The organism is Baekduia soli (assembly GCF_007970665.1).
GTDB lineage: Bacteria > Actinomycetota > Thermoleophilia > Solirubrobacterales > Solirubrobacteraceae > Baekduia > Baekduia soli.
In genome coordinates, this window is record NZ_CP042430.1 from 2,960,033 (window position 1) to 2,978,009 (window position 17,977).

At 71.1% G+C, this 17,977-nt stretch carries 17 protein-coding genes; 10 read left to right on the forward strand and 7 right to left on the reverse strand.

Annotation, left to right across the window (positions count from 1 at the left end):
• Positions 1 to 54: 54 nt before the first annotated feature.
• A complete protein-coding gene (locus FSW04_RS14040) occupies positions 55 to 369 on the forward strand; it encodes a hypothetical protein (protein ID WP_146920278.1) in 315 nt (104 codons plus the stop codon).
• Positions 370 to 494: 125 nt separating this feature from the next.
• Positions 495 to 917, forward strand: coding sequence for a helix-turn-helix domain-containing protein (locus tag FSW04_RS14045; protein WP_146920280.1), 423 nt, complete (start codon positions 495 to 497; stop codon positions 915 to 917).
• A gap of 269 nt (positions 918 to 1,186) precedes the next feature.
• On the opposite strand, the gene FSW04_RS14050 is transcribed toward FSW04_RS14045, so the two are convergent.
• From FSW04_RS14050 to FSW04_RS14065, 4 genes are all read right to left on the reverse strand, one after another.
• On the reverse strand, positions 1,187 to 1,453 hold the full coding sequence (locus tag FSW04_RS14050; RefSeq protein ID WP_146920282.1) for a hypothetical protein: 267 nt from the start codon (positions 1,451 to 1,453) through the stop codon (positions 1,187 to 1,189).
• Entirely contained in the window at positions 1,450 to 1,779 is a 330-nt protein-coding gene (locus FSW04_RS14055; RefSeq protein WP_146920284.1) for a hypothetical protein, read from the reverse strand. Before FSW04_RS14055 ends, FSW04_RS14050 begins: the two co-directional genes overlap by 4 nt.
• A 425-nt stretch (positions 1,780 to 2,204) precedes the next feature.
• Positions 2,205 to 3,008, reverse strand: coding sequence for a replication-relaxation family protein (locus tag FSW04_RS14060; protein WP_187368778.1), 804 nt, complete (start codon positions 3,006 to 3,008; stop codon positions 2,205 to 2,207).
• A gap of 907 nt (positions 3,009 to 3,915) precedes the next feature.
• A complete protein-coding gene (locus tag FSW04_RS14065) occupies positions 3,916 to 5,184 on the reverse strand; it encodes a hypothetical protein (protein ID WP_146920288.1) in 1,269 nt (422 codons plus the stop codon).
• A gap of 186 nt (positions 5,185 to 5,370) precedes the next feature.
• Between FSW04_RS14065 and FSW04_RS14070 the strand changes: the two genes are divergently transcribed.
• Positions 5,371 to 6,420, forward strand: coding sequence for a ScyD/ScyE family protein (locus FSW04_RS14070; protein WP_146920291.1), 1,050 nt, complete (start codon positions 5,371 to 5,373; stop codon positions 6,418 to 6,420).
• A gap of 1,023 nt (positions 6,421 to 7,443) precedes the next feature.
• Here FSW04_RS14070 and FSW04_RS14075 read toward each other — a convergent pair.
• On the reverse strand, positions 7,444 to 7,656 hold the full coding sequence (locus FSW04_RS14075) for a hypothetical protein (RefSeq protein ID WP_146920293.1): 213 nt from the start codon (positions 7,654 to 7,656) through the stop codon (positions 7,444 to 7,446).
• 631 nt (positions 7,657 to 8,287) lie between these two features.
• Here FSW04_RS14075 and FSW04_RS14080 point away from each other — a divergent pair.
• Positions 8,288 to 8,656: a tyrosine-type recombinase/integrase gene (locus FSW04_RS14080; protein WP_321167653.1), complete on the forward strand. Its 369-nt coding sequence runs from the start codon at positions 8,288 to 8,290 to the stop codon at positions 8,654 to 8,656.
• A gap of 149 nt (positions 8,657 to 8,805) precedes the next feature.
• A complete protein-coding gene (locus tag FSW04_RS14085) occupies positions 8,806 to 9,972 on the forward strand; it encodes an HD domain-containing phosphohydrolase (RefSeq protein ID WP_146920297.1) in 1,167 nt (388 codons plus the stop codon).
• Between the two features lie 502 nt (positions 9,973 to 10,474).
• Here the strand turns inward: FSW04_RS14085 and FSW04_RS14090 are convergent.
• A complete protein-coding gene (locus FSW04_RS14090) occupies positions 10,475 to 10,801 on the reverse strand; it encodes an STAS domain-containing protein (RefSeq protein WP_146920299.1) in 327 nt (108 codons plus the stop codon).
• Positions 10,802 to 10,942: 141 nt separating this feature from the next.
• Here FSW04_RS14090 and FSW04_RS14095 point away from each other — a divergent pair, with 141 nt between their 5' ends.
• Positions 10,943 to 11,314 (forward strand): ATP-binding protein, encoded by a 372-nt coding sequence (locus FSW04_RS14095; RefSeq protein ID WP_321167654.1) that lies wholly within the window; start codon positions 10,943 to 10,945, stop codon positions 11,312 to 11,314.
• A gap of 1,046 nt (positions 11,315 to 12,360) precedes the next feature.
• On the opposite strand, the gene FSW04_RS14100 is transcribed toward FSW04_RS14095, so the two are convergent.
• The gene (locus FSW04_RS14100) at positions 12,361 to 13,929 is read right to left on the reverse strand and encodes a recombinase family protein (protein WP_187368779.1); all 1,569 of its coding nucleotides are present in this window, start codon (positions 13,927 to 13,929) and stop codon (positions 12,361 to 12,363) included.
• Positions 13,930 to 14,067: 138 nt separating this feature from the next.
• Between FSW04_RS14100 and FSW04_RS14105 the strand changes: the two genes are divergently transcribed.
• The 4 genes from FSW04_RS14105 to FSW04_RS28510 are packed head-to-tail and all read left to right on the forward strand — an operon-like array spanning position 14,068 to position 17,785.
• Positions 14,068 to 14,757 carry a CpaF family protein gene (locus tag FSW04_RS14105; RefSeq protein ID WP_456062056.1) on the forward strand — a complete coding sequence of 230 codons (690 nt, stop codon included), beginning with the start codon at positions 14,068 to 14,070 and terminating at the stop codon, positions 14,755 to 14,757.
• Positions 14,754 to 15,608, forward strand: a complete 855-nt coding sequence (locus FSW04_RS14110; protein ID WP_146920308.1) for a type II secretion system F family protein — start codon at positions 14,754 to 14,756, stop codon at positions 15,606 to 15,608. The genes FSW04_RS14105 and FSW04_RS14110 overlap by 4 nt, the downstream gene beginning before the upstream one ends.
• Positions 15,605 to 16,453 carry a type II secretion system F family protein gene (locus tag FSW04_RS14115; RefSeq protein ID WP_146920310.1) on the forward strand — a complete coding sequence of 283 codons (849 nt, stop codon included), beginning with the start codon at positions 15,605 to 15,607 and terminating at the stop codon, positions 16,451 to 16,453. Before FSW04_RS14110 ends, FSW04_RS14115 begins: the two co-directional genes overlap by 4 nt.
• A 30-nt stretch (positions 16,454 to 16,483) precedes the next feature.
• A complete protein-coding gene (locus tag FSW04_RS28510) occupies positions 16,484 to 17,785 on the forward strand; it encodes a hypothetical protein (protein ID WP_228430469.1) in 1,302 nt (433 codons plus the stop codon).
• Positions 17,786 to 17,977: the final 192 nt, after the last annotated feature.

Genomic DNA, 17,977 nt, shown 5'->3' on the forward strand with positions numbered 1-17,977 from the left:
TTCGTTGACATCACGTCTGCGTCAGGACGCCGGCAAAGGGCAGCACGGCCGCACGTGGCGCGGAAGGACCCTATCGGGGCGGTCGCAGCCGCCTCGGGTGGGTTCGACCGTGCCGACGCGGTCCTGGAGCGCCGCACCGCCCGCGTCGACGAGCGCGGCTTCAAGGCGCTGGCCGCCGAGGCCCACAAGTTCCTGGCGCGCGTGGAGAAGATCGAGGCCGAGGCCGAGCGCCGCCTGGCCAAGGCCGGTCACAACGGCGCGCTGGACGCCGGCGTCGTGCTGTTGTCCTATGAGTCGATCGCGCTCGGGGACCAGATCCCCGAGTCGACGAAGAAGAGCACCCCGCTCAAGCGCCCGCGCCGCCGCTGAGCGCCGCGCGCGGTCACAGATGTGAGCGTCGTTGCAGCAAGCCGTCTCGGGTCATCAACGCACTATGGTTTGTGTGCTGAGGTTCATCGAATGCGAGGGGCTGTATGTCTGTTGTTGATGACGCGGTGAAGATGTTGAAGGGTCGTCTGGCCGAGATCGAGAAGACGATCGGACCGCTGGTCGCCGAGGCCGAAGGGCTGCGCGACGCGATCGCACGCATTGACGGCAACGGCGGCACCGCGACGCCGACGGCGCCGCGGGGGCGTCGTGGGGCCGGCGGCGCCGGTCCGTCGAAGCGCCGCGTGTCGACTCGGCGGACACCGAGCGGCCGGGCGCCTCGGGGCGCGAATCGTGAGGCGATCCTGAAGGCCATCGCGGGCGAGTCCAAGACGGCCGGCCAGGTGGCGACGGAGACGGGCATCGGTCGCGGCACCGTGGCCTCCACGTTGACCAAGCTCGTCAACGACGGCCGGGCCACGAAGGCCAGCCGGGGGTACCAGGCCTCCTCAGCACGGGAGGCCGCGGGCGGCCCGCGCGTTGCGCGCTGATCCCTGCCGGGCCATGCGCCCCCCAAGCCAGCTCAACGCAGCAGGAGTCTGCCGCGACAGCCCGGGGGTGGGCGTGCCTGGGTACCTAGCGACAGTTCACGCAGCGCGCCCTCTGATCGACGTTTCTAGCAGTGGGTCGCTGATCACGGCAAGGGCGATGCGGTGGCCGTCTCCCCTCACCTTTGCCGAGGCCGGCCCGCGAGCCCGGGCGGGGTGATGCGTGCACGGGTCGGTGCACCGCGCGTCTGCGCGGCGCACCCTCCCGGTCGTCAGTCGTCGCCGAGGTACTCGGGGGTCTGGCACAAGATCCAGTACAGCTCGCCCGTGCCTGTGAGTGAGGTCGCCAGGACCTCGTCGGGAAACGCCGCGGTCCAGACGCGCAGCTGGGCCAGCGACAGCCGCCCCTCGCGCATCGCCGCCAGGCGGTCGGCCCGGGTCATCGCCCACAGGGCGCCGATCTTGCGCTGCTCGCGCCGGCGGCGCTCGGCCAGCTGGGTGAGCTGGCCGAGCGCTGCCACGGTGGACTGCGAGGTCACGCCGCCTGCGGCACGGCCTCGGTGGCCGCCTGCTTCTGGGCGTCGAGCAGCTGCTGGATGCGGGCGCTGGCCTGCTGGCGGGTGGCGGGCACCTTGTCCTCGGGGCTGAGCTTCTCGATGAGGCGCAGCTGCTTGGCGGTCGGGCGCGGCGTGTCGCCCTGGTTGGCCTGCTGCTCAGCCAAGGCGTCGCGGATGACCATGGAGGCAGCCTCGCGGCTGCGAGGCACCGCGATCTCGCGGCCCAGCTCGAGGGCCAGGTCGGTGATGAGCTGGCGCTGGCGGCGGGTGACAAAGAAGCCCTTGGGGGCGGTGGTGGTGGTGGGCATGTGCTGCTCCTTGGGTGGTTGGTGGCGAAACAGCCATGCGTTGCGGGAAGGGTGAGACGCGAAGCGCGCGCGGCTCGATGAGCGGCCGGCGACCCCCCGGGGTCGTCGCCGTCACGAAGTGGCGGAATAGCCGGTCGTTGGGCCCAGTGCCGCAGCAACGAATCCCGACCGATCGTCAGGGATGTTCAGAACCGACCAACCCCAAGGACATCACCAACAGCAACCACACCTCCCGGGGCGCGATCGGCGCGCCCCGGGGGGCCGGTCTCACCGAGCCGCTGCGAGCTTGACGTCGCCCGATGGCGAGCGTTCGCCGTATGCACGCCCACGGTCATGACCCCACGCGCGCCGTGCGCGCAACGCAGCGCGTGCCGCTGCGCCAGCCCGGCACGCAGCGCCGATGGCGACGTGCTCGGGGCTGGCGCTCAGCGCAACCGCAGGGCGATCTGGTCGCGAACGTGGTCGGGCGCTCCGGGCCAGGCGGCGATGGTCATGGTCGTGGTCGGCGTGATGCGCTGGTTGATCAGGCGCCCGCGCTGGATGGTGCGGGTGCGTTGCAGTCGTGCGGCCAGAGCGGGGGAGGCGACCAAGAAGCGGACCTCGGCTAGCGAGCTAGCTAGGTAGCTAGCAACGATGCTTGCTAGCCGGCTCGCTGCCTTGCTCGCGAACTCGATCTCGATCGCCACCCGCCGCTGGTCGCTGCCGACGATGAGATCGGGCCACCGGCGACTCGTCATGCCGCGGTCGTCGATCAGGTCGATGCTGTGGCGACCGAGGCCGTCGGCCTCGCGGCCGCGGCAGTCACGCTCGGTCAGGATCTCGATCCCTGGGCTGGCGGCCAGCTCGAGGTCGATCGCCAGCGCCACGACGGCGAGCTCGTGCTCGCGCTGGACCGCCACGCGCGGTGCCTTGCGACGCGGCCGGCGGCCGATGGACCGCGCCCCCTTCGGCGTCAGATAGATCGCGCGCGACTGCGAAACGTGATCACGCACCCCGACCAGCAGGCCATGAGATTCCAGGCGGCTGACCCGCGCCCGCGCACGACGTCCACTGACCCCGAACCGCACCGCCAACAGATCCGTCGTCACAAACCGAAACCGGCCCACAAACTGAAGCCACCGCCAATCACGCTCCGCCTCAACAGCATCCCGCCGCCCCCGTACCACCGGCCACCGCTGCCCGGCCAACACCGCATCGATCTTCCGCTGTCCCGTCGTCTGCTGCCCCATCGCATCCATGCGCTCTTCCCCTGTTGTTGATGTTGTTTCTGTCTTCTCTGTCTTCTGGTTCTCGTTCTGATCTCTCCAACTGACCCCCTGTCTCCTTGGGCCCACCACCGCAAGCCCTCTTGCTCTCTGACCTCTCCTGGGACTGAGTCCGACCACCCGAGCCCCGTCCGCTCTCACAACCTCCATGGTGGGCGCGGGTGGTCGGGGTCAGGCCCAGGCCCCAAACCCCCGTATTCACAGGGCGATCCGCGGTGGTGGGCCCCCCAACCGACGGACGGGGTCAACGGACGCATAGAACCCGGCCAGCGCCAAGTCCGGCCGACCGCCCAAGGACCCGCACCGACGTCGGCCCTCCTCGCCGAAGAAGTCCACGACTAGGGCTGGGGGACGCGCGCGTCGCGCCGGATCATCGAGTCCGGTTGCGTCGCCGTGAACGCCGCGTTGGCGTGCTCGCCGAGCGTTACCGGTGGGGCGGAGTCTCTGAGCTCGACGCGGGGTCACACGGAGGGCGTAGCGGTCGACCCCCTCAGCCGGTGGCTGAGGAGTACTCCGCTCGAGGACGATCGTTCTGCGGGGTGGAACGCAGGTACAGACGTTCGCGATGCGCCAGCCGTCTGACCGGGTCCTATCGACGCCGCGCTCGACGGACGCGCGCCGCAAGTCGGCCGGACTCGGCGTCCTGTCGGATCCAGACCGCAGTGGCTGGGACGATGAGCAGCCCTCCGACCGGGTTGCCCGTTCGCAGCAGCCAGATCACCGTCACCATCACGGCGGATGTGTAGACGAGGCGCATGACGACCATCACGCCAGCATCCGCCGACAGCGGGTTGTCGTCAATCAAGAGCCGTCCGGAGTCGGCCAGCCACGCCTGCCGTGTGAGCTCCGTGGTCGGGGTGAAGCCATGGCGCTAGAGCCGGGGGATGCTTCCGCGGAGCTTTCCGGCGCAGGTGCGGTACTGGCGGGTGTTGGCGCGCAGTTGGCCGTCGGTGGTGACCGCGCTGACGCGCACGCGGTAGGTGCGCTTGGGCAGGCCTCGCAGGTCGACGAGGGCGCGGAATCGGCGCGCGTTGAGGTAGACCGCGCCGATGCGCGTCACGCGGACACGGCGCTCGCTGTAAACGTAGACCGGCACGGTTCGTCCGTTGACCGCGACGTAGGCAAACGCCCACTCCACGCCCGGGTAACGCCGCACGCGGATGGGGAAGGCACGACGGCTGACGCACCGGCGATTCGAGGGCAGCGGAAGGGCCAGCACACCTGGCGGCAGGCTCGCGGCCACCGGTGGGGCGGTCGGGATGGATGGGGCCGTCGGGGTCGGCGGCAGCTGGCCTCCGGTCACTCCGGTGGGGGAGAACACCGTCAGATGAGAGAAGGTCGCGGTGGCGCCGGGCGCCACGTTGAAGCTCCACGAGAGTCCTGCGCCGTTGTCCAGCGACGTCGCGCACTGGCAGCTGTTGGGAAACGGGGCGTGCGCGCCGATCGCCGACCACACCGAGCTGAAGCGGTCCTCGAGGTAGGTGCTGGCCGCCGTCAGCGGGACCCACTGCTCGATGCGCCCGGCCGGAGCGTTGTTGGCGTTGATGGAACAGCCGGGCCCGTTGGTCGCCGTCTCCACGAAGCCGTAGCCCACGTCGCTCTCCTGGAGGTAGCAGTCACCAGCGCGGTAGATCACGCCCGCCTGCGCCGTGGCCGCCGCGTTCTGGATCTGCACATCGGTCCGAAACGCCTCTTGGCCCGGCACGTAGCTGTCGATCTGGGTGACCCGTAGGCCGGTGGCACCGGCCACGTAGGTCGTGGTGACGCGCAGGGGATCGGCGGCCACGCCGGAGCCGGCGACCTCGCTCTGGGCCTGGGGTGTGAACGGCGTCAGCGCACCCAGGCCGCTGGTGGCGGCGGTCTGGTCGTGGCCGGGGAAGTTGGGGCCGTAGAGCACCCCGCCGGAGAAGATGAACGTGCCGCAGTCTCCCGGTGTGGTCTGTGACGGGAAGAGCTCGAGCTGCTGGTCGCCGACGTGCGCGACCTGACAGCTGCCTTCGTTTCCCACCGCGATGGACGGAAGGGGACCGGGGGAGGCAATCGTCTTGAACGGGATCGCGCCCTCTGCCGGGACGGGGGCGACGCTCCACGCCAAGACGCAGGCGACGACGCAAAGAGGAAACCGAGCGGCGATGGGCATGGATGCCGAGGATTGAGAGTTTGCCCTGCCACGCTATCCCCTGCCGTAGCGGCCGTGGGGAAAGTCTTTGGGCAAGGAGACGGTGGAACGGGCCCTGGGGGCATCCGGGTCGTGGCAGCTTGCGGTGCCGGTTGAACTCGGGTCGTGCGGGCGTAGGCTGCGTGCACCGACATCGCTGGAGGGGCCATGCGCCGTGCCATCCTGTCTGCTGCCGTCGCCGTAGGAGTCTTCGGGGGTGTCGGCGCGGCTGCGGCCTCGGCCGCTACCACGGTCGTCGCTGATCATCTTGCGCGTCCTCGAGGTCTCGCGGTGGCTCCGGATGGCACCCTGTATGCCTCGCTTCTGGGCAACGGCGGGCGGCCGTGCAACCGAGAAGGCTGCTTTGGCGCCAGCGGCCGTGTCGTACGGGTCGGCCGCGATGGTCGCCTGACCACGGTCGCCTCGGGCCTGCTGACGATGCGCGGTCGTCCCGACGGGTTCTTCTCCATCGGGGCCGATCAGCTGACGGTGCTGCCGGATGGCCGGCTGGCGACCGCCGTGACGGCCGAGTTCAACATCAACCGCACGCCGCCGGCGGCCGTTCCGCACCCGTTGCGGCCCCAGGTCGGACACGTGGTGCTCTTCGAGCCCGGTGGGGGAAAGCAGGTCGGCGCCAACATCGCCGATGTCGAGTACCGCCTGGATCCCGACGGCAAGGGCGCGGTCTCCAACCCCTACGGGATCACGACGCTGGACGGCGTCATCTATGTCTCGGACTCCGCGGCCAACGACCTGCTCGTCGTTGACGGGCCCGACGTCGGCGTCCTGGCGACCTTCCCTGACCCTGTGCCCAACACGGACGCCGTGCCCGACGCGCTCGCGGCCGGACCGGACGGTGCGCTGTACGTCGGGGAGTTCACCGGCGGCGCCCAGCCACGCGGGGCCGCACGCATCTGGCGCGTGGTCCCAGGTCAGCCACCGACCCTGTTTGCCTCCGGGCTGACGAGCATCACCTCGCTGGCCTTCGGACCGGACGGCAGCCTATACGCAACGGAGTTCGGCCCTGGCGACGTCGTACGCATCGCCCCGGACGGCTCGCGCAGCGTGCTGGCCGCCGGGACGCTGCATTTCCCGGGGGGTATTGCCGTCGCACCCGACGGAACGGTGTTCGTGACCAACTGGACGGTGGCGTCGTCGACGCCGGCTACCAAGGGACGGCTCAAGGGCCGCACCGGGCAGATCGTGCGAATCTCCTGACCCGGCCCGCACCACCCGTCGGCCATGACCCGTGATGTGCTCGGGGTCAGGTGCGGTAGGCACGTCTTCAGCCGGGGGTGCTGACCCTGTTCCTCGGGCGCAGGTGGAGGCAGATGTTGTCGGGAGCGTCGACGAGGGACGCTCTAGCACGTGCGGACGGCGTTGCTGCCGCGCGCGATCGCGAGGTTGCCGCGGTTGGGCCTGGTGTACGCGTTCTGCTGGAACGGTTCGCGTCAGCGACCAGGTCGAGAGTGCCAGGCCGCGTCCAGCACGAGGTGCCGCACTCCGGCGCCGCGGGTCTCCATGCCGTCGATGACCTCGAGAGCTTTTGAGGAAGTGACGAGATGATGTTCTGCGCGCAGCGCCACCGGGGCGGTGCGAGGTTGCGGTACAGGTCCTGGATAGCGACGGCTGGCACTTATAAGGGCGCTTCCCAAGTATTTCCTAACGCCCCAGGATGGTTCGCAGCCCCGGCTGTTTGACCGGGGGAGTGCCCGCCCATCTCCCAGCGCTGCCCGGCGGGCCGTCTAGCCCGCAACGCGGGGGCCTCCAGACCGATGCACATGTCGACCCGCGTCGAGCGTCTGGGTGTCAATCCAACCTGCTCACGCATATGCCAAGGCCAGGGGCCACTGGCGGGCCGTCGGCCCTTGCCGGGGCCGACGGCGCCAGGTCCGGTCTGTGTCCGCCGCGCTTGGCGGGATATGGGGCAGAGCGCACCACAGACTGGTGTGGGGGAAGGATGAGAACGCTTACGCGCTCTCTGATGGCACCTTCGTCGAGCAGCATCGCCGCTGCGTGCGGAAAGCATGCGCAGCGAGCATCTGTCGTCTGACGACAAACCCGACGGGACGAGAGAGGGTCGGGGGGAACGCCGCCCGAGAGAATGAGGAGGGAGCGGCGGCCCCCGACCCGAGACCCGTTCCGTGGGAGACCACGCACCGGACGGTACTCCTGAGGTCGCTGACGGATGCGCCAGTCGCATCCCTGGGAGGTCGTTGGGCCCCGGGGCTGCGTTTACGGCTAGTCGTCGCGTGGGCGCAGGATGCGGGTCCGTCGTGTGGGCGCGGTGCCTGTGGACTCCCACGGACCGTTGGCGTAGCGGACGAGCTGGTGGCCCTGCTCGCAGTGCCACGTCTGGATGTGCGGGGTGCTGGAGGTGAGGAGGTACACGTCTTCGGGATAGGGCCGCACGCGGGCCGAACAGCCCTTGACGGGACAGCGGTCAGTGTTCATCCCGAACGAGCCTCAGCTATGGGGTCGGAGAATCGGGGTTCCAGCATGCTTTTCGGGCTCTAGTGTCGGGGTCGTGTCCAGCGCTGTTGGATCTTTGGCCTGCGGCGACCCGGCTTGTGCGTCTGCACTCCGGCCGGGGACAGGTGTCGCGGGCCGCTGCGGACCGGACAGAGAAGGGCAGCGGCCCGCGGCTGTCGAGTGCCCTGTCCCGAGGGCTCACTCCTGGCCAAACCTACTCAGGATGTGGCTGACGGATGCGCCAGTCGCCCGGCGTCGCAGGTCCGCCGGCCCCTTTCAGGGCCGACGGCGCCAGCGAGCCTCTGTCTGCACGCTCTCGACGGGGTAGGGGCCGAGAGCCCAGAGAACCGATTGGGCCAGAGGGCCGGTGTCCGACAGGTCCTCCCTGTCCCAGCCGCAGCATCGCCGTATCCGGCGGCCCCCAAGCCGCCTGGGGGAGAGCCCGTTCTCCTACGAACACCGACTGACCGTGCTGTGTCGCAGCCCTCGCGTGGCCGACTACGGATGCCGCATGACGAAGCGGCTGGGACCCTGACCGGATGGACCGCCGGCTTATCTGCACCCCCCGAAGACCCGGCACGCGCGACGCGACGTTCCGCTCCCCCACGACGTCGTGAGCGGCCTCAGAGCCCACCACAAAGCCACGGAGTGGCCGGGGCCCGAGGACGTGGTGTTCTCATCGCACGCCGGCACCCACCTGAACGTCCAGAACGTCCGCACGCGCTGCCTCAAGCCCGCTGCCGAAGAGATCGGCGCACTCTGGATCGGCTTCCACACTTTTCGGCACACCTGCGCCTCGTTGCTCTTCGCTCGAGGCGCGAACGCCGTTCAGGCGCAGAAGTGGCTTGGCCACCACTCCCCTAGCTTCACCCTCGACACCTACGTCCACCTGCTCACCGAGGACAGTCCCGGGGCGCTCGACCTCACCTTCGAAGCCGCCGCTCCTACGGGCGGCTGGGCGTGCGACGCAGCTGAGGCGTGACCATCCCGGGCCGGTTATTGGCCGGCCGCCTCCCTCGCGTGGCACCGCTCGGCCCCGTTTCTCGGCGTTTCGGGACCTTTTGCGAACGAGGCGGAGCTTGGAGAGGTCGTCGGTCGGACCGGAATGCGGAGCATGAGTTCAGGCCCCCGGTGCTCTCGGCGATCGTCTCGACCATGCGGTCGAAGAGCATGTTGGCGCCAATCGGTGAGCATCGCAGCGCCGGAGACACAGAAGCTCAGCAGGACCAGCGCCGCGACCGGCACGCACGCCTCCCGTCACGAACGGTCAGCGACGGATCGTCCTTGACCCCGTACGCGCTTGGGATCGTCGAGCGCGGACTGTCGCTGGCGCGCGCGGAACTCGGGATGCCGATGTCGTTCCTGGGCGAGTTCGCCGATGGGCGCGAGGTCTACCGCGCCGTGGACGGCGACTCCATGGACATCCGCGCGGGCGGCAGTTGCGCGCTGGCCGGGAGCTATTGCGAGCTAATGGTCGCCGGGAGGATCGGCGAGGTCGTGCCCGACACCCGCGCCGATCCGCTGCTGGCCGACCTCAACTACACAAACAAGGTCGGCGCCTATGTCGGCGTTCCCGTCACGCTGGCCGACGGACGCGTCTGGGGAGCACTGTGCTGTGTCTCGCCCCACCCCGAGCCGCATCTCGTCGAGCGGGACAGTTGCGTTCTCCGTCTGCTCGCAGCACTCCTGGCCGACCAGCTCCACGCCGCCGACCTCGAGGCTGAACGCCAGGTCCGCCACGCCGAGACCATCACCGCCCGGGCGCTGCTGGCCGCCTTGGATGCGCGCGACCCGTACACCGGCGGGCACTCTGAAGCCGTGGTGCGGCTGGCTGGGCGCGTCGCCTTTGAGTTGGGCCTCGACGAATCTCAGATCCGCGACGTCGAGCAGGTCGCACTCCTGCACGACATCGGCAAGCTGGGCATCCCGGACGCCGTGCTGCACAAGCAAGGCCCGCTCAACGACCACGAATGGGCGTTGATGAAGACTCACCCCACGGTCGGAGCCAACATCGTGCGAGCCATCCCGAGCCTCGCGCACCTGGCCCCGATCATCGAAGCCGAACACGAGCGCTGGGACGGCGCCGGCTATCCCGCCGGCCTGACCGCCCACCAGATCCCCGTCGGGGCGCGCATCATCCTGGCCTGCGATGCGTACGACGCGATGACGACCGACAGGCCCTACCGCCGGGCGGTCGAGCCCGGGACCGCCCGCGGCGAGCTCCGCGCACACTCAGGCAGCCAGTTCGACCCAACGGTCATCGCCGCGCTGGATCGCGTGCTCGGCGCCGACGCCTGACCAACCCGGATCGGCAGCTCCGAGCGCTGACGGAAAAGCGCCGTAGGTTCCTCGATGGCAACAGCGTGGCAACTTCGCCCCTCTCAGCCGGATAAGTGCGCGACCCTGATTTGGCTCTAGAAAGCCAAGGTCGCAGCCCGGTCTGGCCCCGACAAACGCCCCAAGAGTTTGGGACGGTAACCGTCTGCCATCGCCCGGCACGTTCACACCGTCGGGCAGGCCCCCCTGCATCTGCTCGGCGGGATGCCTCGTTCGCTCGCGAGATTCCGGGACCTGAGCTCCTCCGGCCCCACGTCCGAGAACGCGCACTCGGACTCGTGAGCGCTTGCGACGAGATGGCTGGGCCGAGCGACGCGCGACAACCCGCACCGTCACGCCCGAGACCCGATAACCATACGAACCGAGCCTTCAAACGTGGGTCCGTGCTCCTCCTGAGCACCACAACGCCGCCTCAACGTATGGGTGTCAGAGAGCCGCCGACGCGCCTTGTGAGAACGGCCCGTTAGGCCAGCTCGTCGAACAGGAACACGCGGTCCATCGCCGTCAGCTCCAGCAGCCGCTGCACGGATGGCGACAACTGCCGGTCCAGCGCAAACGTCCGGCCTTGGTCTCGGGCGTGCTGGTGGGCGCGGATCAAGAGATGCAGACCGCTCGAGTCCATGAACGTCACAGACTTCAGATCGATGACGATGACGTCGGCGTCGGGCATAGCGGCCTCCAAGCGTGGGGCGGAGGCTACGTCGACCTCGCCAAAGACCACGACAACGTAGGAGTCGTCCGGGCGCTTGCGTACTTCGACTCGAAAGTTGACTGAGGGCGACTCGGTCATGGAATCGCGGCACCGTACTACGTCGCTCACGTGAGACTTCAGACGTTTGCGGGGACACCTGTCGGAATGGGCGCGTCAGAACCATTCAGACAGAGTCTGGCGGCCCGTGCAGACCAAGTCGGGGTTGCTCGGCGAGCGATCGTGGCCTACGCGAAGACCCAAGGCGTGATCGATCTCGACGGCGTTGCGTTAGCCGTCTCCGAAGCCGTGACCAACGTCGTTCTTCACGCCTACCTCGACGACCAGGTGCCCGGCGTGGTCGAGGTCGTGGCGGCCAGCGACGGCGACGCGTTCGAGGTCCGGGTCTGCGACGACGGCCGCCGGAGGCGGCCACGGCCAGACAGTCCGGGCGTCGGGGCCGGCCTGCCACTGATCGCCACGCTGACGACCAGTCTGGACATCGGCTCAAAGCAGGGCGGCGGAACGCGCCTGGTAGGCCTGACCCCGCGACGGGGCCAGGGTCTAGAAGTTCGACCGTGGGCCAGATCGCATGCGTTGCGCGCGTCGCAGTGACTCCAGCGCCATACGCGCGTGCAGAGCGCCGAGATCTGTCTCAGGGCCCGCGAACCGCGGAGATCGGTCGGTGCGGCTGGCGGCTTGTTCAACCACTCCATCGATGCGCTGAGAGAACTCTCGCGGATCGCGGACGGAGGGCTCAGACATCGAGTCAACGTACCCGGCAGTCGTGGCCTTATCGACCGATGTCCGAGCCCTGCGTCGCCTCAGGTTCTGCCCCACCCGCGCTGAGAAGGCGTGCTCGGGAAGAGTCGGCGACAACAGAGGGCTGGGTGCAGGGACGGTTTCCATGGGCTCGACGCCGGTCCGGTCAATCACCGCACAGCGGGCTCAGGATCGAGCCTGAGCACCTGTACAACCCGCAAGGATCTAGGCCGGCGCATGGCCCGCTCGAGTATCTGCATGGTGGCGTCGTCGAACGGTGACGGGTCCGCGTGCGCCCACGCATAGCACGCGGTCTAGCCGACGCAGTGGTCCGCCGGGAAGCCCGCAGACCAGAAGCGACGAGGCTCCCCGACGAACCACACGCCCGACGAACTCGTGTGCCAGTGCCCGTAAGGCCCCGAACTCGGCGACGCAAAGAACGCCAGCGCCGAGCACTCGCGAGTAGACCACGACCGATGCCGGCCGTGGGGATCAGCGGGTCCGAAATCGGACGCCTCGGCGGCGGCAGGTGCGCGGCGCATCGAATCGAACAGTGCTGTGGGAGCCGACAGCAACTTGCCGGCAACCTCTCTGTGAGTTACACCCGCCGACTCTTGACCTGTCAAGACGCCCAACGGCGAGATCAGGCGCCCGCCGGCCCGGCGAAGGGCCGGCGGGCGCCGCCGCGTCCGCCAGCGCCCGGTCTACCTGTGCTCCCAGCGTCGGCTCCGGGGGCCTTTGACATCCGACTCGCCCTATCGCTCATGACCAGCATGCGTGGCGAGATCGATGTCTACAGCCGTCTCGAGGTGTCCGCCCCGAGCCGGGAACGACGCCATCGCACCCAGGTCTGTCCGGAAGGCATCCCGGCAGATGCGCTGGGCGCGGGGCTCACAGCACTAGAGCGACTCCTCACTGAGGTCCATCCCGGACGGTCGTTCTACTTCCGGCCAGGGCCACGAGACGATGTCGCTCCGGGCATTGGTTGAGGGCAGGCTGACCGGACCCTGGCCTCGCCAGAGGATATGAACGCGATCCGGGCCAACCGCGGCTGATTGTGGCCCACGCTGGCGGCCAGTAGGTCGGCGGACGAAGACGACGTCGATCATCGCGGCCAGAACTTGCGCGCGCTCGTTGCGCGGCAGCGCGAGGTACGCCGCTGACGTGACGCCGGTGACATCTGGCCGTGCAGCCTTGCGTAGTTCGGCGACCCGCATCTCGGCTGCGTCGACCGCTTGGAGGTGCGGATCGAGGAAGTCGGACCAGCGCTCGCCGAGGCGTCGGCGCGCGCTCGTGTCCTGCCGGAAGGCTTCGAGATCGGCCCGGGCGTCCGTCAACGCCACGATGGCATCAGCGAGGCTGGCGACATCATCGACGCTCTCATAGGTGCCGACCAGGCGATCCAGTTCGGCACAGACAACCCGCTCGACGTACGCCTCGACCCCGTCTTGGCGATCGGCACGAATCATCGCTGGCGATCGGCACGTCCCGCTCTGACGGTGCTTGCGACAACGGTAGAAGAAGCGCGCATGCTTCATGTCGTCCGCTGAGCCGTGCCGGGCGCGAGACATGCAGAAGCGGCACCCTGCGCAGCGCATCAAGCCGTGCAGTAGCGCGACTTCGTCGCCCTTGAGCTTCTTGGAGAACGTGTGGACCTTGCGCTGCGCCGCGTGCCAGGTGTCCTCGGGGACCAGGGCCGGGTGGGCCTCAGGGTTCTCCTGATTGCCCCAGTGGGCTACACCAAGGTAGACGCGGCGGCGAATCATCGCCTCGACCGATCTCGCCGTCCATCGCTCGCCGTCTGGCCGTGCGGGCGCATTGTCGTTGAGCCACGAGGCGATGCGGGGAAATGCCACACCTCGCGCGCGTTGCTCAAAGGCCGCAAGGGCGGACGGGCCGGCGTGGTTGGGGACTAGTCGCTTGTTCGAGTCCTTCGAGTAGCCGTACGCGAGAGTGGGGGAGATATGCACGCCCCGGCCGACGGCGTGCTCGAGCGATGCAGCCCACTGCTCTTTGGTGCGCTCGCGGAAGTACTCCGCCATCATGAGGTTCATGGACAGGAACATGCGTCCGTCGGCCGTCGTGAAGTCAAAGAGGGGCTCCGTCGCGCTTGCGAAGACGCGTCGGGCGTCGGCGATTTCGTTGAGCGTGGTGAGGCCCCCGACCAAGGTACGAGCGAAGCGATCGAGCTTGTACACGACGATGCCGCCGGTCTGATCGGCGCGAATGCGCCCCATGATCCGGTTGAAGATCGGACGGTCCATCGTGCCGCCTGACACGTTCTCTTCCGGCTCGTGGACGACGATCTCGATGCCCCGATCGGCTCCCCAGCGTTCGATGGCCTGGCGCTGAATGTCAGGCGAGATGTAGCTTTCTCCGCTGCGATCTCCGACTCTTGAGACCCGGATGTAGCCGTCGAGCGGCAGCGTGAGCTCCTCAAGCGTGGGGAGATCTCGAAGGCTCGGCATGGGAAAGGTCGCTTTCATATCGAGTGGAAAGGCGACGCTCGCGCGGAGTCCCCGACGGCTCCCGCGTCAACGTGGGTCCTGCCGCCGCTGGCCGTCGACGGCCCCCTGCTGACGATCCGGCGCTTCCGGTCCCGGCCGCTGGACGCCGACGCGCTCGTGGCGTGCGGGACGTGGTCGCCGCCTCTGCGCGACGTGCTGGCCCGCGCCGTCCGGGCCCGGCTGAACATCCTCGTCAGCGGCGGCACGGGCTCGGGCAAGACCACGACCCTGGGCGCGCTGTCGTCGTTCGTGGGCCCCGGCGAGCGGATCGCCACGATCGAGGACACCGCGGAGCTGCGCCTGCAGCAGCCCCACGTCGTCCGCCTGGAGGCCCGCCCGCCCAACGTCGAGGGACGCGGCGAGATCACGCTGTGGCGCCTGCTGCGCAACGCGCTGCGCATGCGCCCCGACCGCATCGTGATCGGGGAGGTCCGCGGCGGCGAGGCGCTGGAGATGCTCGCCGCGATGACCACGGGGCACGACGGGTCGCTGAGCACCGTGCACGCCGGGTCGCCGGCGGAGGCGCTGCGACGGGTCGAGACGCTCGCCCTCATGGCCGACGTCGCGCTGCCCCACGCCGCCGTGCGCGAGCAGGTCGCCGACGCGCTGGACCTCGTGGTCCACCAGGCGCGCCTGGCCGACGGGCGCCGGCAGGTCGTCGCGGTCAGCGAGGTCGTGCGCGTCGCCGGCGGCGCGGCGGCCCGCGACGTCTACACCGTGCGCGACGGCCGGCCCCGGTGGCGCGCGCCGCTCTCGGACCGCCTCGCCGCGCGCCTGGAGGCGGCGTGATCGCCCCGCTGCTGGCGGGTCTGGCCGCCGCGGCGGCCGTCGGCGGCTGCTGGGAGGGCCTGGCCATCGTCGAGCAGGCCGCGCCGACGCGCGTCCTGGCCCGTGCGGTGGCGCCGCTGCGCCTCGCCGGCCGCGCGGGCCGCGAGCCCACGGCGCCCGAGCGCCGGCGGCTGGCCGTCCTCGGCGCCCTGGCCCTGCTGGCCGCCGGCTGGATGGCCGCCGGCGCGGCTGCGGGCGTGGCGCTCGGCGCGTGTGCGCCCGCCGTCGTGGGGCATCTGCTGGCCGCGCGGCGGCGCCGCTGGCGCCGCGGGCTGGCCGACGGCGTCCCCGCCGTGGCCCGGGCGCTGGCCGACGCGCTCACCGGCGGCCACAGCGTGCGCGGCGGGCTGGCCGAGGTCGCCCACGCGGACGCCGTGCCGGGCCCCGCCGGCCTCGAGCTGTGCGCCGCGGCGCGGGCCCTCGCCCTCGGGCGGCCGACCGACGACGTCCTGGAGGCGCTGCGCCGGCGCGCCGCCGACCCGGCGTGGGACACGCTCGTGGCCGCGATCGGGCTGCAGCGCCACGCCGGCGGCGACCTCGCCGCGCTGCTGCGCTCCGTCGCCGCATCGGCCGAGCACGCGCGCCGCGTCGAGTCCGACGCCCGGGGGCTGACCGCCCAGGCACGCGCGACGGCGCGCATGGTCGGCGGCCTGCCGTTCGTGGGGCTGGCGCTGGCCGAGCTCGTCGCGCCGGGGACCCTCGGCGCGCTGCTGGGCGACCCGCGGTCGCGGCTGCTCGTCGCGGCGGCGCTGGTCGTCGGCGGCGGCGGGGCGGCGGTCGTCGCCCGGCTGGCCCGCACGGAGCCGCGGTGACGGCCGCGGTCGCCTGCGCTGCGCTGGCCGGGGCGGCGGCCGCGGCCGGCCTGCTCGACGTCGTCGAGGTGCTGGCCCGGGGCCGTGCCACTGCGCGGGCACGGCCCGCGCCGGCCGGTCGGATCCCCCGGATGGCCCGCGGCCTCGCACGCCTGGGCCGGCGCTTGGGGCCGCCGGCGCCGCCCGGAGGCCTGGCGGGCCGCGTGGCCGCCGCCGGCCTGCCCGCCACGGTCCGCGCCGCCGACGTCATGGCCGTCAAGTCCGGCGCCGCGGTCGTCGGCGCGCTGCTCGCGGCGCCGGCGGCGGCCGGCTCGCCGCTGCGGATCGCGATCCTCCTGCCGGTGGCCGCCGCCGGTGGCGCCTTCGCGGCGCCCGACCTCTGGCTGGCCCGCCGCGCCCGGCGGCGTGCCGCGACCGCGGCGCTGGAGCTCGCCGACGTCCTGGACCTCCTGCGCGTCGCCGTGGAGGCCGGGCTGCCGATCGACCGTGCGCTGGCCGACGTCGGCGCGCGGCGCGGCGGGGTCGTCGGCGCCGAGATGCGCCGGATGGCCGCCCGCATGCAGCTCGGCGTCGCCCGGGCGCAGGCGCTGGACGAGCTGGGTGCCCGCCTGCCGCTGCCGCCGGTCCTGGCGCTGACCGCGGCCCTGGCGCGCGCCGACCGCCACGGCGCGCCGCCGGGGCGGGCGCTCTCGGCGCTGGCCGAGCAGGCGCGCGCCGACCGCGCCCGGCGGCTTCGCGATCAGGCGGCCGCCGCGGCCCCGAGGATCCAGCTCGCCGTCGCGCTGCTGCTCGTGCCCTCGGTCCTGCTCCTGGTCGCCGCGGGACTGGTCCACGCGCTGCGCTGAGCGCGCGCGCTGTCGCTACGGTCCGACGCGATGGCTCACGATCGCCTGCGACTGGACCCCGCGACCTTCCAGCTGCCGGTGGGGCGGCTGCGCGCCGGCCACTACACCGACGCCTACTTCAACTCCACCAAGGAGCTCCTGGAGGCCGAGGGCCGCCACCCGCGGGTGATCATGCAGGTCTTCCAGAAGCAGGACTCCCTGCTGGGCGGCATCGACGAGGCCGTCGCGGTCCTCAAGGTCGGCGCCGGCTGCGTCGGGCCCGACGGGGTGTGGGCGCCCGGGTTCGACGACCTCGTCGTGCGCGCCCTGCACGAGGGCGACCCCATCGGGCCGCGCGAGACCGTCATGACCATCGAGGGCGACTACGCGCAGTTCGCCCACCTGGAGACCGTCTACCTCGGCTGCCTCGCGCGCCGCTCGCTCGTCATGCGCAACGTGCGCGCCGTCGTCGACGCCGCCCGCGGCAAGCCCATCATGTTCTTTCCCGCGCGCCATGACCACTGGCTCGTGCAGACCGGCGACGGCTGGGCCGCGCACATCGCCGGCGCGATCGGCGTCTCGACCGACGCCCAGGCCTCGTGGTGGGGCGGGCGCGGCATCGGCACGGTGCCCCACGCGCTGATCGCGGCGTTCGGCGGTGACACCGTCGCCGCGGCCTCGGCCTTCGCGCGCCGCTACGGCACCCAGCTCAACGTGACCGTCCTGGTGGACTTCGAGAACCACTCGGCCCGCACGGCGGTGGCCGTCGCCGACGCCCTCGGCCCGGCGCTCTGGGGCGTCCGGCTCGACACCTCGGAGTCGCTGGTCGACGAGGCCCTGGCCGACCTCGGCCCCGATGCGCCGCGCGGGGTCAACGTCGAGCTCGCCCGCCGCGTGCGCGCCGCGCTGGACGACGCCGGGCACGGGCACGTGCGGATCGTCGTCTCCGGCGGCTTCGACGCCGACAAGATCGCGCACTTCGAGCGCGAGGGGCCCCGGTCGACGCCTACGGCGTGGGGTCCTCGCTCCTGCGCGGCCAGAACGACTTCACGGCCGACATCGTGCGCGTCGACGGGCGGCCGTGCGCGAAGGTCGGGCGCGAGGAGCGCCCGAACCCCCGCCTGCAGCGCGTGCTCTGAGCCCTACTTGACCTGCACCGCCACCTTGACGTGGCTGACGCCGTCCTCGGTGGCCGAGCCGGCGGCCAGCGGCCCGAAGGCGTCGAGCGTCGGCTTGGCCTTCGCGAAGCTCGCGTCGCCGCCCGCGACGGCCCCGATCAGCCGCACGACCTTCGCGGTGTCGAGGAACAGCGCGGGCTTGGCGCCGTCGAGCAGGCCCGCGGCCGTCTTGTAGCCGGCGCTGTCGCCGAGCTTCTGGCCGCCGCCGAGCGCCGCGTCCAGGGCCGCGCGCCCGTAGGCGATGACGAAGCGATCGCCCTTGGCGGCGATCTCGATGGGCTCGGGGATGCCGCTCGTGCGCACCGACAGGCCCTCGGCGCCGGCCCCGCCCCGCAGTGCGCCCGGCCTGGCGCCCAACTTCGTCAGC

What these genes read in the sequence shown, in the direction of transcription:
- FSW04_RS14060 (WP_187368778.1), bottom strand. Translation starts at nt 3,008, where the DNA reads ATGGGGCAGCAGACGACGGGACAGCGGAAGATCGATGCGGTGTTGGCC.
- FSW04_RS14100 (WP_187368779.1), bottom strand. Translation starts at nt 13,929, where the DNA reads ATGCCGAGCCTTCGAGATCTCCCCACGCTTGAGGAGCTCACGCTGCCG.
- FSW04_RS14090 (WP_146920299.1), bottom strand. Translation starts at nt 10,801, where the DNA reads ATGACCGAGTCGCCCTCAGTCAACTTTCGAGTCGAAGTACGCAAGCGC.
- FSW04_RS14065 (WP_146920288.1), bottom strand. Translation starts at nt 5,184, where the DNA reads ATGCCCATCGCCGCTCGGTTTCCTCTTTGCGTCGTCGCCTGCGTCTTG.
- FSW04_RS28510 (WP_228430469.1), top strand. Translation starts at nt 16,484, where the DNA reads ATGGCTCACGATCGCCTGCGACTGGACCCCGCGACCTTCCAGCTGCCG.
- FSW04_RS14055 (WP_146920284.1), bottom strand. Translation starts at nt 1,779, where the DNA reads ATGCCCACCACCACCACCGCCCCCAAGGGCTTCTTTGTCACCCGCCGC.
- FSW04_RS14075 (WP_146920293.1), bottom strand. Translation starts at nt 7,656, where the DNA reads ATGAACACTGACCGCTGTCCCGTCAAGGGCTGTTCGGCCCGCGTGCGG.
- FSW04_RS14070 (WP_146920291.1), top strand. Translation starts at nt 5,371, where the DNA reads ATGCGCCGTGCCATCCTGTCTGCTGCCGTCGCCGTAGGAGTCTTCGGG.